The 18483-nt window shown below is 37.1% G+C and carries 13 protein-coding genes; 10 read left to right on the top strand and 3 right to left on the bottom strand.

Annotated features, from left to right (window positions below; translation table 11 throughout):
- The first annotated feature begins 73 nt into the window (after positions 1–73).
- Both BS1321_RS02810 and BS1321_RS02805 read left to right on the top strand, forming a co-directional pair.
- Positions 74–1627 (top strand): benzoate-CoA ligase family protein, encoded by a 1554-nt coding sequence (locus tag BS1321_RS02810; RefSeq protein WP_063234689.1) that lies wholly within the window; start codon positions 74–76, stop codon positions 1625–1627.
- A 214-nt stretch (positions 1628–1841) separates the two neighbouring features.
- Complete coding sequence (locus tag BS1321_RS02805; protein WP_081113007.1) at positions 1842–3566, top strand: adenine deaminase C-terminal domain-containing protein; 1725 nt, start codon at positions 1842–1844, stop codon at positions 3564–3566.
- Between the two features lie 724 nt (positions 3567–4290).
- On the opposite strand, the gene BS1321_RS02800 is transcribed toward BS1321_RS02805, so the two are convergent.
- Entirely contained in the window at positions 4291–4677 is a 387-nt protein-coding gene (locus BS1321_RS02800; protein ID WP_063234672.1) for a transporter permease, read from the bottom strand.
- A 420-nt stretch (positions 4678–5097) separates the two neighbouring features.
- On the bottom strand, positions 5098–5283 hold the full coding sequence (locus BS1321_RS02795; protein WP_063234673.1) for a recombinase family protein: 186 nt from the start codon (positions 5281–5283) through the stop codon (positions 5098–5100).
- A gap of 350 nt (positions 5284–5633) precedes the next feature.
- Here BS1321_RS02795 and BS1321_RS02790 point away from each other — a divergent pair, with 350 nt between their 5' ends.
- The 3 genes from BS1321_RS02790 to BS1321_RS02775 all read left to right on the top strand — a co-directional run bounded on the left by BS1321_RS02790 (position 5634) and on the right by BS1321_RS02775 (position 10173).
- The gene (locus tag BS1321_RS02790) at positions 5634–6794 is read left to right on the top strand and encodes a CapA family protein (protein WP_063234674.1); all 1161 of its coding nucleotides are present in this window, start codon (positions 5634–5636) and stop codon (positions 6792–6794) included.
- A gap of 1466 nt (positions 6795–8260) precedes the next feature.
- Positions 8261–9397 (top strand): YibE/F family protein, encoded by a 1137-nt coding sequence (locus BS1321_RS02780; protein ID WP_375781442.1) that lies wholly within the window; start codon positions 8261–8263, stop codon positions 9395–9397.
- On the top strand, positions 9397–10173 hold the full coding sequence (locus BS1321_RS02775; protein ID WP_063234676.1) for a YibE/F family protein: 777 nt from the start codon (positions 9397–9399) through the stop codon (positions 10171–10173). The genes BS1321_RS02780 and BS1321_RS02775 overlap by 1 nt, the downstream gene beginning before the upstream one ends.
- Before the next feature lie 454 nt (positions 10174–10627).
- Here the strand turns inward: BS1321_RS02775 and BS1321_RS02770 are convergent, their stop codons facing one another.
- Positions 10628–11443, bottom strand: a complete 816-nt coding sequence (locus BS1321_RS02770; RefSeq protein WP_094246569.1) for a transposase — start codon at positions 11441–11443, stop codon at positions 10628–10630.
- A gap of 279 nt (positions 11444–11722) precedes the next feature.
- Here BS1321_RS02770 and gabT point away from each other — a divergent pair, with 279 nt between their 5' ends.
- The 5 genes from gabT (at position 11723) to BS1321_RS02745 (ending at position 18131) form a co-directional block, all read left to right on the top strand.
- Positions 11723–13081: a 4-aminobutyrate--2-oxoglutarate transaminase gene (gene gabT / locus BS1321_RS02765; RefSeq protein WP_063236465.1), complete on the top strand. Its 1359-nt coding sequence runs from the start codon at positions 11723–11725 to the stop codon at positions 13079–13081.
- 92 nt (positions 13082–13173) lie between these two features.
- Positions 13174–14556, top strand: a complete 1383-nt coding sequence (locus BS1321_RS02760) for a sigma-54 interaction domain-containing protein (RefSeq protein WP_063236464.1) — start codon at positions 13174–13176, stop codon at positions 14554–14556.
- A complete protein-coding gene (locus BS1321_RS02755; protein ID WP_063236463.1) occupies positions 14537–15943 on the top strand; it encodes an amino acid permease in 1407 nt (468 codons plus the stop codon). The genes BS1321_RS02760 and BS1321_RS02755 overlap by 20 nt, the downstream gene beginning before the upstream one ends.
- Positions 15944–16221: 278 nt before the next feature.
- Positions 16222–17631 carry an NAD-dependent succinate-semialdehyde dehydrogenase gene (locus BS1321_RS02750; RefSeq protein ID WP_081113111.1) on the top strand — a complete coding sequence of 470 codons (1410 nt, stop codon included), beginning with the start codon at positions 16222–16224 and terminating at the stop codon, positions 17629–17631.
- A gap of 47 nt (positions 17632–17678) precedes the next feature.
- Positions 17679–18131, top strand: coding sequence for an SMI1/KNR4 family protein (locus BS1321_RS02745; RefSeq protein WP_063236461.1), 453 nt, complete (start codon positions 17679–17681; stop codon positions 18129–18131).
- Positions 18132–18483 lie beyond the last annotated feature (352 nt).

Genomic DNA, 18483 nt, shown 5'->3' with positions numbered 1-18483 from the left:
TGAAATTCATTAGTTTTTTGAGGAGGGTAAATGTGTGATAAAAACCGAATGTAAAATTAGAGGATTAGGCTCGATGTACAATGCTTCCTATAAATTTTTTCAGAAAAATATTGAAGCAGACAGAGGGGATAAAACCGCTATTTATTATGAAAATCGATCTTATACCTATCAAGAAATCGATACACTTGGTAACCAATTTGGAGCAGCTTTAAAAGAACTGGGTACAGAGATGGAACAGCGCGTCCTACTTATATTACATGACTCTCCAGAATTCATTATTAGTTTCTTCGGAGCAATTAAGGTTGGTGCAATTCCGATTCCAACCAATACTCTTTTGCCGACAAAGGATTATGAGTATTTTTTGAATAATAGCCGTGCGAAAGTGTTGGTTACGACTTGTGAACAATGGGATAAATTAAATATCATTAAAAATAGATTACTATTTTTAAGGCATGTCATCCTGGTTGATGGGGAAAATCAAGACTTGATGGAAGAAAACGAACACTCTTTCCAAGATATTACCCGCAGGCAATCTAAAGAACTGCCGCCTTGTTATAGCAATATCAATGATCAAGCATTCTGGCTCTATACATCAGGCAGTACAGGTGAGCCAAAAGGTGTGATTCACCTTCAAACCGATATGGAAGAAGCTTATAAAAATTACGCCAAGAACATTCTGCAAATTACTGAAAAAGATATAACTTTTTCTGCATCGAAGCTTTTCTTTGCCTATGGTTTGGGTAACGCGATGTATTTCCCTTTTGGAGCAGGGGCTACCACTGTTTTAATGCCGGACCGACCGACTGCAGAAAAAGTGTTCGAAACGATAGAGAGGTATCGACCAAGCATCTTTTTTGGTGTCCCCACTTTGTATGGATCCATGCTCAATTACATTGAAAAGACCAAGAATACCTATGATCTCTCTTCGATAAGACTTTGCGTATCAGCTGGTGAGGCGCTCCCGGCTTCTTATATCGAACAATGGAAGAAAACGTTCGGCTTGGATATCATTGACGGAATCGGCTCTACCGAATCTCTTCATATATACCTTTCCAATCAGGAAAATGAAATTCGGCAAGGAAGCACAGGAAAAATCGTTCCAGGTTACGAGGCTAAAATAGTGGATGAACATGGTCAGGAAACACAGGTCAATGAAGTGGGAGATCTTTTAATTAAGGGGGAGAGCATTGCCGCCTCCTATTGGAACCTTAATGTAGAAAATAAAAAGAAGTTTATTGGTGATTGGCTTATGACAGGAGATAAATACTTTAAGGATGAAGATGGCTTCTTTTGGTACGCGGGACGCATTGATGACATGATGAAGGTAAATGGGATCTGGGTTTCGCCAATAGAAATTGAAAACGCCCTATTATCACATCCCGATGTACTGGAAACTGCTGTTATTGCTTTAAAGGATGAAAATGATTTAATAAAACCCAAGGCCTATATAGTATTGAAAGCAAGTGCGGATCCAGATGAAGGAAGGAAAGAGGAAATAAAAGGATTTGTAAAAAAAGTGTTAGCACCGTATAAGTATCCCCGCGTCATTGAATTCGTAAATGAATTACCAAAGACTACTACAGGAAAAATACAAAGATTTAAATTAAGAGAGCCAGAGATTAAATGATAATCGTAAACAAATGGAGAAATCATTCTCATATCATGCTTCAAAACTAAAATCTTGAAGATTGTGGATTTCATAAAGGGATGCATTCTGCGAGCTGTATTGTTCATATTGAACCTTGAGGACATACAAAAAGGGATGGGGGCGAAGCGAAGTGAATGCAAGAGCATGTCGAGATGAATTGATCGAAGTGGCTCAAGGAAAACGACCCGCAGATATGTTAATTAAAGGCGGAACGGTTATTAATGTTTATTCTGGTGAATTTCTTCAGCAAAATATTGCGCTGTATAAAGATTGCATTGCCTATGTAGGGCAAAATGAAGTGAAGATAAATGAAAATACCACTGTAATAGATGCCAATGGTTTGTATGTGTCTCCAGGATTCATCGAAACTCATGCACATCCTTGGGTTATATACAATCCTATAAGCGTAACGGCAAAGGTATTGCCATTGGGGACCACCACAACCGTGAATGATAATTTATTTTTTTATTTGCACATGGGTCACTCGGGATTTAAACGGCTTGTAGGCGAGTTGAAGAAACTGCCAGGAAATTTCTTTTGGTTAATAAGATTAGTTTCACAGGCCATTTATCCAGGTGAAAGGGACTGGTTCAACAAAAAGGATATAATGGACCTTCTTTCGCTTGAAGAAGTACTTGGAACTGCAGAAGTGACTCGTTGGCCTTTATTATACAAAGGGGACCCCGTATTACTCGACATTATAGATTTAGCTAAAAAAATGGGGAAAGTAGTTGATGGGCATAATGCTGGGTGCTCTTATGAAAAATTAAATTCGATTGCAGCTTCAGGTATAAGTGCCTGTCATGAAGCAATAACGGCGGAAGAAGCTCTGGATCGATTACGCTTAGGATTATGGACAGTTCTTAGAAATAGTTCGCTTCGTCCTGATTTGTCAAAGGTAATCAAGCTGATTACAGAAGGACAAGTGAGTACGGGCAGGATATTAATGACAACAGATGGTCCGCACCCATCTTTTATTGAAAAAAAAGGATTCGTGGATGGGCTTGTCAGGCAAGCGGTGGAATTAGGAGTCCCTGTTATGGAAGCTATTCAAATGGTGACCATCAATGCAGCTACTTACCTTAAACAGGATGATTATATTGGAGGATTGGCTCCAGGTAAAAAAGCGGATATATTGTTATTGCCTGATTTGATAGAGTTCCGTCCGAACTTGGTGATCTCAAACGGACAAATAGTGGCTGAAAATGGCGAATTGACGGTCCAGATGCCAGATTTGGATTGGGGTAGGTATTTACCTGAAAAACCATTTTCATTTTCAGCGGGAATTTTAGCAAATCATGATTTGTATCTATATCCAAACGAATCTTCAAGCGATTCAGTACCTGTAATTCATTTTCTGAGCAATGTAATAACCAAACGAAAAGATTTGGTGCTTCCAACCAAGAATGGGTTTATCGATCTTTCGAATCAAGAAGGACTTATGTATGCAGCTCTGATCGATAGAAAGGGGGAGTGGGTGACAAAAGGTATTTTAGAAAAGTTTGCGGTGGATTTAGATGGGATGGCCTCAACCTTTAATACGACGACTGACTTGCTTACCATCGGTAGAAATCCAGAGGCAATGTCAATAGCAGCAGCGCGTGTTCATGAAATGGGAGGCGGTGTGGTCATTGTTGATGGAAAAGAAATCATACTCGAAATTCCTTTACGGCTTACGGGAATGATGACTTCTGATCCTTCATTTGATAGAGCCGTTGAATTTAATGACAAATTATTAACGACAGTCCAATCGAGGGGCTTTCCATTCCACGACATCTTATATACCTTATTATTTTTAACGTGCGACTTTCTTCCTGGGCTACGCTTGAATCCCTTTGGGCTATACGATGTGAAAAACGATAGAATCTTATTTCCTTCCACATCCATGACGAATTTTTTAAAAGAAATGAAAGCGTAGAAAAGAACAGATGATATTAGTATTTAATAGTTTTGGCTTGAATTCCAAAAAAGGAATAGAAAGCGAGGCTGCCGTTTCACCAAAGAATTTGGGGAAACGGCAGCCTGATTTTCGTTAATGCGGCTCATCAAAAATTCCCAGGGAACTGCAAATCAATTTTTAGGAATACTTGAAAAATGCCGATTATCCCAAACTATATTCGTTCGTATATACACTTGTTGTAATTGGGGGATGTACCTTTACCATTTTATATGGAGATTAAAAAGTAACTGAGCGCAATTTAGGGGGGGCTGCGGATGGGCATCTTCTTCATGCAGAACCGGAGTGGGCAGAGAAGGTTTCTATCTTGTCTTCAAAATCAAAAGATAGTAGTCAAATTCTTGTCTTATGTGGTGGATTTCAAAATTTAACATCTAGAAACAATGAAAGAGTCACATATCAAAAATCTTGCCATATGACAAATGCTTAAAAGATAACCAACGAACCAGTAGAGCTTATAAAGAGCATACCAGGCATAGAGTTTGTCGAGATGAAGGATGCCGATATGTGCTGTAGTTCAGTTACTTTGAATCCATGATAATACTAGATGCAAAGATGAAACATATGAAGGAAACTAATGCCTCAGTTATAATAACCACTAATCCAAGGTGCCTAATATAAATGAAAATGGGAGTTGAAAGGGAAAATTTATCTTCTTCAGTTAGAGCTCTTCACCTTATTGATACTAAATACAGGGAGCGTACTGCCATCCCCCAGTTAATGTATAAACAACTAGGTATATAAGGATAATGGGCCAAGCATAAATTACATACTTTTTTTGAAAGTCTATAAAGTTTGTCTCCGTAGAATCAACTAACATATATAGAGCTGGAATAACTGGTGAAATTAGCCGGAATGCCTGTCCCACCATGGAAGCTACAGCTGCTTCGCTAGCAGAAATTCCATATTGACCCATAACATCTGACATAACGCCGGCAATCCCAAAGTAGAAAGCATCTTGCGGTAAAAATGTAATTGCAGGTGCTGCAATTAACGCGTAGATTGGTGCCATATTTGAGCCTAATGATTCTGGGATCATAGCTGTAATAGATGTTGCTAAAGCTGTTGACATCCCACTACCTGTTAAAACGCCAGAGAAAACCCCGGCCCCAAAATAGAGTTGATTTCCCATTCTTAGCCGATGTTATATATTAATAAAGATTTTGATATATTTTAAAATCAACCTCGTTAGAATATATATATTAAGCTTCATCCATAAATAACTAAATACTCATTATTCTTATTTAGCAAGATATTTATGGGATCTCGCACTAATGGTGCTTAAAAAATAAAGATTAATAAAACTTGTTGCTGTAAATGAAGGGAAGAAACGTTAAAATGATCAACTTCTACTTACTGAAAACAGCTACAGGTGTAGATGATGAACGGTAAAATGCCTTTTTTAAATATTCCAATATCTTGCTTCTAGTTCAATAATCATTCCTTGAATATCTCTTCTTTATTACGTCCAAACCTAAAAAGATCATGAAGACTAACTCTCATCAAAACGGATTTTTTGTTTCACCTTTTGATACTCTGGACGTTCAAAGTTTCTACCGGAAGCAATATCAATATAAATTTTATCCCGACTATATTCATTCAGTTCTTTAATTTGTCGGTCAACATTTTGCGTTTTTGAAGATACACGTGCATATCCTATTTTTTGTCCTTTCCCCATAATAAATTCTCCCTTTCAATCTCTTTCTAACTCTATTTATTATACAACTTATATTTTACTAACAAAAACCACTCCAACATGCCTTTTTATGCGTCTACTATGAGTGTACTCAAAATTTACAAGGTATTTCGATTTCTTGAAAAAGCTGTTCCACAAGTGCTTTCAGATACAGTAGGCATATCAGAGATAGCAATCACATCTAATATAGCAACACATGATATGTCTAACTTTTTTTCCTATTTCGTACTCTGTTTCAAACGAATGATGTTTTCATTTTAAATATCAAATAGATATTTTTGTTGTTATTTCCTAAAAACACTCTACTATAATAGTAGGAGGTAGCATTTGCCATGAAAAGAATACTAGTGTTTCTAGCTACATTTATGTGTTTGTTATGGATTCTTGCACCATTTGTAAAAGGTCAATTTCAAGAGGAACCAAAAGTCTCGGAAACAAAGGCAGAAAATAAAAAGAAACTTAAACCCGAAAACGCTTCATCTCACGCTCATACACCTGTTCCGAAACAAAAAGTAACTGCAGCAACCATAGGCGCTGTGGGAGATATTTTAATTCACGATAGGGTGTATATACCCGCCCGCAAGTCAAACGGCTCGTATGACTTTAATCCGATGTTCCGATTTGTGAAGCCCTATCTGGGAAAAACGGATATTACGGTGGCTAATCAGGAAACGATGATTGGCGGGAAAGAAATAGGGCTTTCCTCATATCCTTCCTTTAATTCACCGGTTGAGGTGGGAGATGCTCTAAAGGCAAACGGGGTTGATCTCGTGACAATCGCCAATAACCATACACTTGACCGAGGAGAAAAGGCCATTTTGAATGCGCTTAACCACTGGAACAGTATTGGGATGCCTTATACAGGAGCTTATCAATCGTCTGAAGACCAGAAGATCATTCGGATATTAAAAAGAAACGATATTACCTTTTCGTTTCTCAGCTATACGTATGGAACGAACGGGATTCCTGTTCCTAAGGGGAAGCCGCATCTTGTGAATTTAATTGATACCACGAGAATCCAGGCGGAAGTTAAAGAAGCAGAGAAAGTTTCAGATGTCGTTGTGGTCAGTCTGCATTTCGGCAAAGAGTATGAACGGTTGCCTAATGATGAACAAAAGCTGCTAGCTCAAACGACAGCTAATGCAGGTGCTGATATTATTATTGGCCACCACCCACACGTTTTGCAGCCTGTTTCATGGCTTACAAAACCAAATGGCGAACGGGCATTTGTTGCTTATTCGCTTGGGAATTTCTTATCCGGCCAGCAGGGGGATTACAAAGACATCGGCGGTATTATGCAAATTGGCGTAAAGAAAATCCAAACCGGGGATGATGTGAAAATCGAACTGCAAAATCCCAAATTCCTGCCAACCTGGGTCAACCGGCCATATGAGATCATTCCAATGAAAGCCTTGAGTGATCAGTCCGACAAATATAACGAAATCCAAAAACATATGAATCAATTCATGCCTGAACTGTCATTTGATTTTTAATGAAGGTACAGTCTTTGGACTTGGAAAAAACTAATTGTTTTACATAATGAAAAAGCCACCGGCTATGTAGTCGGTGTACCTCATATTCCTCCTAATAAGGTAAACACTAATCACCATGTTCCAGCTAAACGGCTTGAACCAACAGACAAACACGACTCATTGACAAAGAACCTATTCCGCAAAACATATACGAAAAACTGTCATATGAGGTTATTTCTCTTATATCTAAAGTTGAAGAGTGGTGAAATTTAGATAAAATAGTCCGTATTATTAAGAAAAAAGTAAAAACAAGATATTAACCCCCTTGTTCAACTAATGGGTGCTTTACTTCAATAAGAGAGTTGCTTCGGCAGCTCTTTTTGTTATGGAACTATCGGGGCAGGATAGTTGCATAAAGTAATGGGAAATTGACCCAAATATAACTTGTTTTATGTTAGAATTTAAGGAACATAACTTTTCAAAGGGGCTTATTGTGCAAAAGACATTTATTATTGTTTCTTATTTGTTATTCTTTGTTCCTCTAATTTTCATTGTGAATTTTCTGTTTGATATAGTTACACTCGAAAAGATACAGGGATTGCCTATATTTTTTCCTTTAGTATTTTGTCTTTTTGGTCTTTTCTTCGCTTCAAAAGCACATAAAATACAAAAGGATGTTTTGACGTTTGGTGCTATCATTGTAAATTCGGTTTTATTAATTTTTCCTTTTGTATATATGATTCTAGGAACGGTGATATTTGGTGTTTAAGTTTTAGATAATACCGATAACCTTTCTTCAATTAACAGATGTTCGGGGCAGTTAAGGTTGGGATTTTTGCAACATAAAGTAATAGGTCTAAGAACTATTTTTAAGTTTAAAGCTAGGATAGATAGCGTAAGGCAGAGAGGGATTACTAATGAAGAAAATAATGTTTAAACCAGAATATATTACAATGTTTTTGGGGTGTTTAGTAGGGATAGGGCTTCTCATAGGAATATCAAGTAGACTGTTTTGTTTTCTATGAAAGAAATAGTTTCTTTCTTTCTAATATCTTTACTTTTTATTTTAAGTATTGATATAAAAACAGGTGCCTTTAAGAAGAAAAAAACAAATTCCCTATCAAATATTTTGTATTGATTTGTCTATTTTGTTTGTTAACCATTAACTAAATTTATACTGTATTTTTCTATTCATTTTTGAACTTATTTCAATAAATTTGTGAAGTATTATACTTAAACTAACGGGTGCGTTAGCGCCATAAGAAGGCCGCCAATTGGTGGCCTTTTGAAAGTACGATTATTACAATAATCATACTTTCAAAACCCAATAGAAAAATCCCCTTGGTTACCAATTGGATTTTTTTTTCGCAAATTAAATTTATTCATGATAAGATAAAAAAATCAAATACTAGTAAGGCAGGGCGGAGGTCAGTCAATTCTGGCTCCATCCTGCCTTTTTTGCCCACCCGATATTTGGAGGTTTTATTTTGAATGTTATCGTAAATAAATTTAAAAAAATGGGTTACAAGCATGTTTCTTTGTACGCCATCATAGCACTTTGTTTTGTCACCTCTGTTTTCTTTGTTCATCACAATTATTCATTCTATGAACTTCCAATAGCCAAAGTCATCAAAACAAATCTGGAAAATACAACTGAATTGAATGATATGTATCAAAATGAAGATCGACTATTTACCCAGAGTATAATAGCCGAATTACAAAATGGTGAAGAAAAAGGAAAACTTATTCATTTAAAGAATGAATATTCCTCATCCGGAGCTTATGATCAAGAATATCGAGTTGGAAATGATTTATTTGTTTCAATTGATACAAAGACAGAAGAAAATTCAGAGTTAACTGGAACCATAAAAGACGTAAAGCGTGATAAATATGTGTTGATTGTAGCATGGGTTTTTATCTTGACATTACTTATCGTTGGAAAAAAGCAAGGACTGTTTTCTATTATAAGTTTGGCAGTCAATGCCGTATTATTGTCATATGCATTAGATTTTTATTTGAATACATCAGACATTGGTTTGGTATTGATATGCAGTATAAGTATCATTCTATTTACGGTTCTTTCCCTTTTACTCGTTAACGGTTTTAATGAAAAAACCTATGCAGCTATTATTGCAACACTGTTAGGGACTTTTTTATCGCTGTTCATTACTTATCTTGTTATGTGGTTAACTTCCGAAAATGGCCTTCGATATGAAGAAATGCAATTTATCACTCGTCCTTATAAAATGGTGTTTATGGCAGGGTTATTTATCGGATCTTTAGGAGCCGTAATGGATATAGCCATTACCATGTCTTCTTCGATTTTTGGGTTGTATGAAAAGAATAACCACATATCAGTAAAAGCACTTAAAACTTCAGGATTAGAGATTGGAAAAGACATTATGGGAACTATGACAAATATTTTGTTTTTTGCCTATATAAGTGGCTCCATACCTATGATTATTTTGTATTTGAAAAATGCTTCTGCATTGGGATTTACCCTTTCCATGAACCTTACATTGGAATTGGCCCGTGCCCTAGCTGGGGGTATTGGAATCGTGTTAACTATTCCGATAGGTCTATATATTTCTATTTTTTTCATTAATCGAAAGAGGGAAAGATAATGAATGTATTAGTGTTGCTAGCGTTCATATTATTAATATTGATGATCTTGATTGGTGGAAAAAAAGGGGCACGTTCATTTTTTGCTTTGTTCCTAAACTTTGGTGTGTTACTTTTTACCATCATTTTTATGACAAATCCAAATAATGATCCGTATATCGTAACATTGATTGCATGTACGGTGATTAGTTATATTAATTTATTTTTTATTAACGAAGTGAACAGTACAACAAAAACAGCATTCATTTCTACCATTATCACGATTGTTATTGTACTCTTTTTTATTGTCATTGTGACGGAAAATGCGATGATACAAGGTTTTGGTGAAGAAGAAATAGAAGAGCTTAGCATCTTTTCCCTTTATATTGGAGTAGATTTTGTTAAAATTGGAGCTTCAGTAATTATTATGAGTACTATTGGCGCCATTATCGATACAGCCATGGCCATTTCATCTCCCATGCGAGAAATGTTTCATCACCATCCATCCATTAGCAAGAAAGATTTATTCACATTTGGATTAAGTATTGGGAGGGATATCTTAGGAACATCTACGAATACATTATTTTTTGCTTTCTTTGGAGGCTATTTGGCATTGCTTATATGGTTTAAAGATTTATCCTATTCTGTTGGAGAAATCATAAACTCAAAAATATTTAGTGCTGAAATGATCACTATATTTTGTGCTGGAACAGGTGTAGCCCTGGTAATTCCTATTACTGCCTTGATTACTGCTTATTTTTTAGTTAAAACAAGAGAGAAAAAAGAGAAAGTTATATAGGGTCATGGCAAAAAGGCTTATAAGCACTCATTTGTATAAGAGGAATAAGTTTTTGAGGGAGGTAAGTTTAGTTTTGCATAGCCTTCAATAAGGGCCATTATATGAATACAGATAGAGAATGAGGCTGCCAATTGGTGGCCTTTTTTCTTAATGAACTACCATGAAAATAAGTTTTTTTAAGAATGGAAAAATGACAAAAAAAGAGGAGAGCGTTAATTAATTAGTTTATGGATTAGGGTTGACTGGATTAAGGACAGTATCAGTATGGACACTTCCTAACCATTTTCATTCTTTGCGATTCATGGATGGCTAACGGGTGCTTTACTTCAATAAGAGGGTCGATGCGGCGGCCCTTTTTGTATGAAAACACATTAGTGAAAGACCATACTAAAATAAGCCCACCATAATTCTAATTTTTTGAAGGACTAAGTGTACTATGTCGTTATTTAACTTGTTATGCAGTTTGTTGTTCAGATGGAGGGATTGTATAGCCTTTCTTTTTTAGGTATTCGATCATTTTTAATTCTTTGTTCATTTGTTTTTCTTCAAGGTAATTTGACCTTAGTTCATGATAGGGTTCTCCTGTTTTTAAGATGTTGTAAGCAATCGTCAATAGTACATGAGCAGAAGCGATTCGTCCCTTCATTCCCTGTCGTTTGGTAATACTTTTTCGATGTGAAGCAATTCGATTATTTTGCCTTGAGGTTGCCAGTACACACTCTACGGCTATCGTTTTTAATGCTTTGTTTCCTTGTGTGGTTTTACTTGTTTTTTTACCGGCACTTTCATAATTTCCGGGACTCACACCAGCCCATGATGCAAGATGTTTAGCTGACTTAAATACGGACATATCAACACCCATCTCCGCAATAAAAGTAGCTGCCGCAGCTTTGTTCACACCAGGTATACCATCCAATAATTCTACTTCCTTACGATAAGGGGACAGGAGTTGATCAATTTGTTTTTCTAATTCTTCTATGGTTTCTTCTAAATAACCCATATGCTCCCAATGATAACGCAACATATCACGATGATGACGGCGAATACGACCATTAATTGCACTGGCAATGTCAGTAATACTTGCTTTTGTTCGCCAATCCACCATTTTTCGAAGACCATCGGTCTCTATCTTTTCACCATTTAGAATCGCTTCAAGGATACGGCGTCCCGATACACCAAAAATGTCTGATAGAACGGATGTTAGCTTGATATTAGCATCTTGAAGAATTTTGTGAATGCGATTCTGCTCTGATGTGCGATGATGAATCAATTTTTTTCGATAACGAGTAAGATCTCGTAAATCACGAATATCCTCTTTTAAAGGTTATAAAAAGCTCTACAGGTTTTTGGTTCATTAATACAAATGATTAAAAATAAGTCACTTAAGAATTATTCAATTCATTAGTGACTTATTTTTTTTGTTTGCTATTCATTAATAATTCATAAAATATAGGTATCTGACTAATAAAATAATTTGGCACGTTTCTTGCATTAGTATTTGTACAGGTATACAACCCCTAATGTTAATAAAGAGAAGGAGAGATTAAGAATGACAAAGAAGTTTGCAAGAGTTTCAGGAAATCTACCAGGAGTTAAAGCAAAGCAATTAGTGGAAAGAAGAAATTCAAGTGTGCCAAAGGGTGTCAGCAATGGCGTACCTACTTTTGTACAATCAGCAGAAGGCGCTCTTATTCATGACGTTGATGGAAATACCTTTATCGATTTTGTAGGTGCGATTGGTACGATTAACGTTGGCCATTGCCATCCGAAAGTAAAAGAAGCTCTTCACAAACAAGTAGATGAATACATTCACACTGGCTTTAACGTGATGATGTATGAACCATATATCGAGTTGGCAGAAAAATTGGCTAAGATTGCACCTGGCGACCATGATAAACAAGTCATTCTATTAAACAGCGGCGCTGAAGCAGTGGAAAATGCAGTGAAAATTGCTCGTAAATACACAAAACGTTCTGGTATTATTTCCTTTTCACGCGGTTACCACGGTCGTACATTAATGACTATGACGATGACAAGTAAAGTGAAACCTTATAAATTTGAATTCGGCCCATTTGCTCCAGAAGTATATAAAGCGCCGTATCCTTACAATTACCGTCGTCCTAGCGGCACAACAGAAGATCAATATGAAGACTTCATCATCGATCAGTTCAAGGAGTTCTTTATCAATGATGTAGCGCCAGAAAGCGTTGCGGCAGTAGTTATGGAACCAGTTCAAGGTGAAGGTGGATTTATCGTTCCATCTAAACGCTTTGTTAAAGCCGTTTATGACTTATGTCAAGAACATGGAATTTTGTTTATCTCTGATGAAATCCAAGCTGGGTTCAGCCGTACAGGACGTTATTTCGCCATCGAGCACTTCGATATCGTACCTGATTTACTTACTGTATCTAAATCACTAGCAGCAGGGGTGCCAATTAGTGGAGTTATTGGTCGTAAAGAAATCATGGAGGTTTCTTCTCCAGGTGAATTAGGAGGAACTTATGCAGGAAGCCCGCTTGGTTGTGCAGCAGCACTTGCAGTTCTTGATATTATTGAAGAAGAAAAACTAAACGAACGCGGAGAACAACTTGGTGAAGTAGTCATGAATCGCTTCCGTAAGTTAGCTGAAAAATACGACGTGATCGGTGATGTTCGTGGACTTGGTTCCATGTGCGCGATGGAATTCGTCAAAAACCGCGAAACAAAAGAACCAAATAAAGACATCGTGAACCATCTTATTAAAGAAGCAAATAATCGTGGTTTGTTGTTATTAAGTGCTGGAGCTTTCGGAAATGTTCTGCGGGTATTAATGCCTTTAGTAATAACGAATGAGCAATTGGCAGAGGGTTTGGACATTTTAGAAGAGTCCCTGGAAGCAGCTTATTCCGCTTTGACGGTGCAAGCATAATTTTCTAATGAGGTAGTCCAATGGCAGGCTTATCTTCTATATAGGTTTTTGATATAATATGTAAATTCTATATATTTGGAAGGAAGCTTGCCATGAATGAACATCAAGATGCTGTGAACGAAGAATTATTTGATATATTTGAATCGTCTTTCGATGAAATTTTTGTGACCAATGCCAGTGGTGTCGTGATTCGTGTTAATTCTACATGCGAGAAAAACTACAAAATGTCGGCCGGTGAATTAGTTGGGAAGCATGTAGTGGATTTAGAGAAAATGGGCATTTTTTATCCTTCTGCCACCTTAAAAGTAATTGAAGGACAGGAGCCGATAGAATTGTTTCAAATGACTAGTTCTGGCCGCTATCTGCATGTGCGGACGAGACCGGTTTTTAATGATCAAGGAGAGCTAAAGAGTGTCATCAGCTATTCCCGTGATTTAACGGAACTAATGCAACTAAGACATAGAGTAGAAGAAATGGAAGATTTGTTAGCGGGCTACAAAAAAGTATTGCATGAACCGTTTGAAGTGGAAGGATTAATTTCCAAAAGTGAGAAAATGGAACGAGTGATGGTAACTATTCGCAAGATTGCGAAAGTCAATACTACCGTATTGTTGCTTGGAGAGACGGGAGTTGGCAAGAGTAAAATCGTTCGATCCATCCATCAGCTTAGTGATAGAAGAAATGAAATATTAAATGAAGTCAATTGTGCAGCACTTCCGGAACAATTAATAGAGTCAGAATTATTTGGATATGAAGGCGGAACATTCACCGGTGCTTTTCGGGAAGGGAAGAAAGGGCTGATTGAGCTATCTAATAACGGTACGTTGTTTTTAGATGAAATTGGCGAATTGTCCCTGCCAGCACAAAGCAAACTGCTACATGTTTTGCAGGAAAAGCAAATCCGACCGGTGGGAGGGAAAGTTCCTATTTCCCTGAACATCAGGATTATTGCCGCTACAAACAAAAACCTGGCTGAGATGGCCGAGAAAGGCACGTTTCGGAAGGACTTATACTATCGGTTAAATGTGATACCTATTCATATACCGCCTCTCTGTGAGAGAAAAGAAGACATTATCCCGTTAACTTATTATTTTTTAGAACATTTTAATCAGTTGTACGGTACAAGTGTCCGCTTTTCCCCAAAGGTGCTGAATGTCTTTTTAGACTATGAATGGAAAGGTAATATTCGTGAATTGGAAAACATGGTTGAACGTTTAGTAGTAACAAGTGATGCTATAGTAACGATAGATGATTTACCACTTGAAATACTTCATCAGGAATTAGCTAATAAGGGGACCACACTTCCTGAAGTGATCGAGGAAGTGGAACAAAAAATGATAGTACAAGCCTACGAACAATATAAATCCACTTATAAAATTGCTAAAGTTCTTGGCATCAGTCAATCGTCAGCAACTAGAAAGGTTAAGAAGTTCATACACGAGAGGATTGAAGGAGATGGCTATTCAGAAAAATGAACTTCAAAAAGGTTTGAAAACAAGACACATAACAATGATATCTATTGGTGGAGTAATAGGATCAGGATTATATGTGGGTACAGGAACGATTATAAATGATACAGGACCAGCAGCTATCTTATCGTATCTATTGGCAACAATCATGGTAGTGCTAGTTATGCGAATGCTAGGTGAGATGGCCGTGTTAAATCCAGATAGTGGGTCATTTTCAACTTATGCTCATCAGGCAATAGGTCCCTGGGCTGGCTATACCATTGGTTGGTTGTATTGGTTTAACTGGATTATTATCATTGTAATTGAGGCAACTATATTAGGAGCTATGGTCCATCAATGGGTACCGTCTATCCCAATGTGGACAGCAAGTTTATGTTTCCCTATTATTATGATGTTCACTAACATATTTTCAGTTAAATCTTATGGGGAATTTGAATATTGGTTAGCATTTATTAAAGTGGCAACCATTATTTCATTTTTATGTGTAGGTACGGCAATGTTCCTAGGCATTATGCCTGGGGTGGAATCGCCTGGCATGGATAACATTAATTCCTATGGAGGATTTTTCCCTCAAGGAATTCTCCCTGTATTTTTAAGTATTGTATTTATAACATTTTCTCTTTCAGGAAGTGAAGTAGCAGCTATTGCAGCAGGAGAATCTGAAAATCCAGAAAAAAATATCATTAAGGCAATTAATAGTGTTGTTTGGAGATTGCTGATTTTCTTCGTTGGCTCTTCGATAATACTAGTATTCTTACTTCCAAAAAGTGAAGCAGGCTTATTCAAGGCACCTTATGCAAGTATATTTGATATGGCAGGTTTACCTGCAGCTGGTCAATTCATGAATATTGTAATCTTCGTTTCGTTACTTTCGATTTTAAATACAGGTATGTATACTAGTTCGCGTATACTATACTCCTTATCTAAAAAAGGGGATGCACCAAAATTATTTTCAAAAGTAAATAAACGAGGGGCCCCAATTGGAGCAATATTAGCGTGCGTAGTAGCTGCATACATGTTCACATTACTAAAATTTGTAGCTGCAGATCAATTCTTTGTCATTTTAGCTAGTAGTTCTGGGGGTGTAACAATGATTATGTATATTTTTATTGCTATATCTCACTTGCGTTCTCGAAAGAAAATTGAGAAAGAGAATCCCGGATTATTAAAAGTGAAAATGTGGTTGTTCCCTTATCTAACATATTTAACAATATTTATGTTATTTACGATATTTGTTGCACAAGCTTTTATCCCATCAATGCGTTTACAATTTTTCCTTACATTTTGCATAACGGGTTTGGTACTAGTGTCGTACTTTGTATTTATTAGAAATAAAAAAAAGAAAATGAATTTTGTTCAAACCGTAAATAAGAAGATACTTGAGGGAAAATGAAAGCTCTTCCATTGAGAGAATACTGAATGAAGCCTAAAGATGGAAAATAGGGCGTCTGTTTTCGTTATGAGCAACCAATTTTGACCAGTAAAGGGTGGAATCTCTTGAATAACTAAAAAAACCGTGGGATCGGATTTTTAACATGGAATCATGTATGCAGTTTGCGGATGGACGCTGATAGGTGCGTATTTCTTTGTGCAGATGACACGCAATAAATATATTCAAAAACCGAACTTTGAGATAGAGAAGGGAAGAGAAGTAAAATGAAAAATTGGAAAATGTATATTAATGGCGAATGGATCGAGCTAGACAATAAAAAAGAAGTTATCAACCCAGCAATTAATCAAGCATTTGCGACGGTTCCTAATGGTGGCACGAAAGAAGCGGAGCAGGCAGCGGATGCAGCTTACGAAGCTTTTAAGCTATGGTCTAAAAAAACAGCGGGCGAACGTGCTGCTTACTTAAATAAATGGTTCCAATTAATCGAGGACCAAAAAGAAGAAATTGGACAAATCATGACAGAGGAACAAGGAAAGCCATTGAATGAAGCGATTGGTGAAGTCAATTATGCGAACAGCTTTATTTCTTGGTATGCAGAAGAAGGAAAACGTATTTACGGTGAAACAATCCCTTCTTCTGATCCACGTAAAAGAATCATCGTTCAAAAGCAGCCGGTTGGTGTAATGGCGGCTATCACGCCTTGGAACTTCCCGGCAGCAATGATTACAAGAAAGGTAGCTCCGGCTCTTGCTGCTGGTTGTACAGCAGTAATTAAACCGGCAATGCAAACACCTTTAACTGCAATTAGGTTAGTTGAATTAGCAGAAGAAGCGGGCATTCCTAAAGGTGTAATTAACCTAGTAACAGGAAGTGCGAAAGAAATTGGTGATGCGTGGATGCAAGATTCCCGGGTTCGTAAAATCTCTTTCACAGGTTCAACAGAAGTTGGTAAAATGCTTATGCGCGGCGCGGCTGAAACAGTGAAAAAAGTATCATTTGAGCTTGGTGGACATGCTCCATTTATCGTGACAGCTAATGCAAATATCGAAAAAGCAGTGAAAGGTTTAGTTGCGTCCAAGTACCGAAACGCTGGACAAACATGCGTCTGTGCAAACAGGGTCTATGTTCATGAATCCGTAGAAGCTGAGTTTGTAGAAGCATTCACGAAAGAAGTAGGGACATTCAAGATAGGTAACGGCCTTGATGAAGGCGTGCATATCGGCCCTCTAATTGATGAGCATGCTGTTTCTAAAGTACTTAGTCAGTTAGACGACGCTAAGCAAAAAGGAGCCACTGTAGCAGTTGGTGGAAAAGCGCTAGAAGACAAGGATGGCTTCTTCGTGGAACCAACAGTATTAACAGGCGTAACTGATGATATGCTTTGTATGTATGAGGAAACATTTGGTCCGATTGCTCCTATTACGACGTTCAAAACAACAGAAGAAGTCATTGAACGTGCAAACAACACGCCATTCGGCCTTGCTGCTTATGTATTCAGTGATAACCTCACCGAAGCCATTGAAATCTCAGAAGGCTTGGAATACGGGATTGTCGGATTAAATGATGGTTTACCATCTGTGGCTCAAGCTCCTTTTGGCGGCTTCAAAGAAAGCGGTCTTGGACGCGAAGGTGGTCACTACGGCATTGAAGAATACCTAGAAATCAAGTACATCTCTTTAGGATTTTAATATGGGTCAGCTTATTGTTTATAGAAAATTGAACAGGAGTTGATAAAATGAACATTACTGGATATGGACAAGCCACACAGGAAGCAATCAATGACTTTGAGCGATATGTTGATTTTGAAATCCCTGCCGATTATAAACAATTTCTCCTTGAATATAATGAAGGTACTACTATCGTGCAACAAGGTAATTTTTATGTGGATGCGTTAGACACACTTGTTTCATTAAAAGTATTATATGGAATTGATTTTAATGAAAAAGAGCTTGATTTGATGAAATGGCATGAGGAGTATAAGAAAGACTTACATACGAATTGCATCATAATAGGTAGTGATACGTACGCAGGTAAAATCCTCTTGATAAATAATGATGAGGAAAAAGGAATCTACTTCTGGGATCAAGGGTGGTATTCGGATCCATCAAGCCAGGACGAAAATATCTATAAGGTTGCAGAAAGCTTTAAATCTTTTATTGAAGGACTGAAGGTCCTGAATGAGATCTAATTTTATTTGATTCCCCTTGATTGGCTATGACCTTTCAAGGTTTTTTTATAGTCAATTTACAGGACAATATAGTTTGATATGTTTTTCAAAAGGGCTGTACGGGCCTTATTTGGGGTACCGCCAACATTTTATCCTATGTACAGTGATGGAGACTTCATTGTGATACATTCAAACTGTATTCAAGTTGCCCTCTTAATTCAACTAACTTGTTCTTTACCAAATATCGCTATTTGCATTAATTTTACTAGAGATCTTTAAAATTGAATTTCTGGTCGGTTTTTTTCTTACCTGATTCTTTTTCTTCAAAAGTCTGGTCCACTCCGTAGTGAGCCAATGCATCAAGTTGTAACGA

It is taken from the genome of Peribacillus simplex NBRC 15720 = DSM 1321, assembly GCF_002243645.1.
GTDB classification, from domain to species: Bacteria; Bacillota; Bacilli; order Bacillales; family DSM-1321; genus Peribacillus; species Peribacillus simplex.
Note: the sequence above shows the minus strand (reverse complement) of the source record. Positions and strands in the feature narration are given on the sequence as shown.

Bases quoted from the DNA above. Each gene is read 5' to 3' on its own strand.
- gabT (WP_063236465.1), top strand. From the start codon at position 11,723: ATGACAAAGAAGTTTGCAAGAGTTTCAGGAAATCTACCAGGAGTTAAA.
- BS1321_RS02745 (WP_063236461.1), top strand. From the start codon at position 17,679: ATGAACATTACTGGATATGGACAAGCCACACAGGAAGCAATCAATGAC.
- BS1321_RS02755 (WP_063236463.1), top strand. From the start codon at position 14,537: ATGGCTATTCAGAAAAATGAACTTCAAAAAGGTTTGAAAACAAGACAC.
- BS1321_RS02775 (WP_063234676.1), top strand. From the start codon at position 9,397: ATGAATGTATTAGTGTTGCTAGCGTTCATATTATTAATATTGATGATC.
- BS1321_RS02795 (WP_063234673.1), bottom strand. From the start codon at position 5,283: ATGGGGAAAGGACAAAAAATAGGATATGCACGTGTATCTTCAAAAACG.
- BS1321_RS02805 (WP_081113007.1), top strand. From the start codon at position 1,842: ATGTTAATTAAAGGCGGAACGGTTATTAATGTTTATTCTGGTGAATTT.
- BS1321_RS02750 (WP_081113111.1), top strand. From the start codon at position 16,222: ATGTATATTAATGGCGAATGGATCGAGCTAGACAATAAAAAAGAAGTT.
- BS1321_RS02810 (WP_063234689.1), top strand. From the start codon at position 74: ATGTACAATGCTTCCTATAAATTTTTTCAGAAAAATATTGAAGCAGAC.
- BS1321_RS02790 (WP_063234674.1), top strand. From the start codon at position 5,634: ATGAAAAGAATACTAGTGTTTCTAGCTACATTTATGTGTTTGTTATGG.
- BS1321_RS02760 (WP_063236464.1), top strand. From the start codon at position 13,174: ATGAATGAACATCAAGATGCTGTGAACGAAGAATTATTTGATATATTT.
- BS1321_RS02800 (WP_063234672.1), bottom strand. From the start codon at position 4,677: ATGTCAACAGCTTTAGCAACATCTATTACAGCTATGATCCCAGAATCA.